The following is a 2,748-nucleotide window of genomic DNA, read 5'->3' on the forward strand; positions in this document are numbered from 1 at the left end:
CCGCAGGTGGTGAACAACTACGGGCCGACGGAATGCGCGGACGTGGTGGCCTGGCAGGCGCTGTCGCCAGAGCACGGGGTGGACGAGGTGGTGCCGCTGGGCCGAGCGGTGCGCAACACGCAGCTGTACGTGCTGGACGAGCGGCAGCAGCTGCTGCCGCTGGGCGTGGTGGGAGAGATCTGCGTGGCCGGGGTGGGCGTGGGTCGGGGCTATCTGCACCAGCCGCAGCTGACCGAGGAACGCTTCGTGGCGGACCCCTTCAGCGAGGAAGCTGGCGCCCGCATGTACAAGACCGGGGACCTGGGCCGCTGGCTGCCAGACGGGACGCTGGAGTACCTGGGTCGCAATGACTTCCAGGTGAAGATCCGGGGCTTCCGGATCGAGCTGGGGGAGATCGAGGCCAAGCTGGCCGCGCTGGGTGCGGAGGAAGCGGGCGACGTGGTGGTGCTGGCCCGTGAGGACCAGCCCGGCGACAAGCGCCTGGTGGCCTACTACACGGGCACGGCCAGCGCCGAGCAGCTGCGGGCGCAGGCCGAAGCCACGCTGCCCAGCTATATGGTGCCGGCGGCCTGTGTGCAGCTGGCATCGCTGCCGCTGAACCCCAACGGCAAGCTGGACCGCAAGGCGCTGCCGGCACCGGACGAGCAGGCCTGGAGCCGGCGCGCCTACGAGGCGCCGCAGGGCGAGGTGGAGGCCACGCTGGCGGCCATCTGGGCCGAGCTGCTGCAGATCGAGCGCGTGGGCCGCCACGACAACTTCTTCGAGCTGGGCGGGCACTCGCTGATGGCCGTGAGCCTGATCGAGCGCATGCGCCGCGCGGGACTGGGCGCCGACGTGCGCACCCTCTTCAACGCGCCGACGGTGGCGGAGCTGGCAGCGGCCACGGGCCAGGGCAGCACCCAGGTGGTGGTGCCACCCAACCTGATCCCCGAGGGCGCCACGGCCATCACGCCGCAGATGCTGACCCTGGTGCAGCTGGACCAGTCCGCCATCGACCGCATCGTGGCCGGCGTGGAAGGCGGTGCGGCCAATGTGCAGGACATCTACCCGCTCACCGCAGCGCAGGAAGGCATCCTGTTCCACCACCGCATGGACAGCGGCAGTGATGCCTATGTGGAGGCCAGCCTGCTGGCCTGCAACTCGCGCGAGCGACTGGACGCCTTCCTGCTGGCCCTTCAGCAACTGGTGGACCGTCACGACATCCTGCGCACCGGCATCGCCTGGGACGGTCTGGACGAGCCGGTGCAGGTGGTGCGCCGCCGGGCAACCCTGCCGGTGACCCAGCTGGAACTCGATCCTGCCGCAGGCGAGGTGGCACGCCAACTCGAGGAACTGCTCGATCCTCGAAGCACGCGAATCGACGCCAGTCAGGCTCCGATGCTGCGCGTGGCCGTCGCGCATGACGCTGAGAACGGACGCTGGCTGCTGCGCCTGCTGTGCCACCACTTGGTGATGGACCACACCACGCAGGACTTGCTGATCAAGGAGGCCGAGCTGCTCCAACGCGGGCGGCCTGACCTGCTGCTGCCCCCGGTGCCCTTCCGCGACTTCGTCGCAGCGGCCCGCCTGGGCGTCAGCGAAGAGGAGCACCGGGACTTCTTCACCCGCATGCTGGGGGACATCGAAGAGCCGACTGCGCCCTTCGATCTGCTGGACGTCCTGGGCGACGGCCAGGACGTGAGCGAGGCCCGCGTGCCATTGCCCGACGAGATGGCGCAGGCCACCCGGGAGGCCGCACGGCGCATGGGGGTCGGCGTTGCCAGCGTGATGCACCTGGCCTGGGCCCTGGTGCTGGCCAAGCTGTCGGGCCGTGAGTCCCCGGTCTTCGGGACGGTGCTGTTTGGCCGCATGCAGGGCGGGGCCCATGCGGATCGCGTGCTGGGCATGTTCATCAACACTCTGCCGGTGCGCATCGACGTGGATGCGAGCGCGGTCAGCCACGGGCTGCGGCGCGTCCATGCCCTGCTGTCCGGGCTGCTGCGTCACGAACATGCGTCGCTGGCCTTGGCTCAGCGCTGCAGTGGCGTGAGCCATGGCATGCCGCTGTTCAGCTCGCTGCTGAACTACCGCTACACCTCGATCGATGAGGAGGAGGCCGACGCTGATCTTGCCGAGCTGGACGACGGCATGCAGGTCCTCCACGGCGAGGAACGGACCAACTACCCACTGGTGCTGTCGGTGGACGACCTGGGGAGCGGCTTCTCCCTGACCGCACAGGTTCGCCAGCCGGTGGATCCATTCAAGGTCTGCGACTTCATGAAGGCCGCCCTGGCCAGCCTGCTGCATGCCTTGCTGAAGGCGCCGTCCACCCCGCTGAGGCAGGTCGACGTGCTGCCCGCGGCCGAGCGCCGCCAGCTGCTGAACGACTGGAACGTAGTGCCGGCACAGGCGCCGCTGACGCAGACGCTGCACGAGCTGTTCGAGACGCAGGTCAGGCAGCGTTCACAGGCGGTGGCCCTGGTGGATGGTGAACAGACGCTGAGCTACGGAGAGCTCAATGCTGAGGCCAACCGTCTGGCGCGCCATCTGGTGGGACTGGGCGTGAAGCCCGAAGACGGGGTGGCGCTGTGCCTGGCGCGGGGCGCGCAGATGGTCGTGGCGTTGCTGGCGGTGCTCAAGGCGGGCGCGGCTTATGTGCCGCTGGACCCGGCGTATGCCTCGGAGCGCCTGGGCGCGACGCTGGCGGACAGCGCGCCGGTGGTGGTGCTGGTGGATGCGGCCGGGCGCGAGGCGCTGGGCGAGCATCTG

The 2,748-nt window shown here is 69.7% G+C and carries 1 protein-coding gene; it reads left to right on the forward strand.

Translation table 11 applies throughout. The annotated features are described in order from the left end of the window. Nucleotides 1-2,748 (forward strand): condensation domain-containing protein (locus O9Y01_RS23095; RefSeq protein WP_269634003.1); only part of this gene is annotated, 2,748 nt, incomplete at both ends.

Source organism: Pelomonas sp. BJYL3 (assembly GCF_027257975.1).
GTDB lineage: Bacteria > Pseudomonadota > Gammaproteobacteria > Burkholderiales > Burkholderiaceae_C > Roseateles_B > Roseateles_B flavus.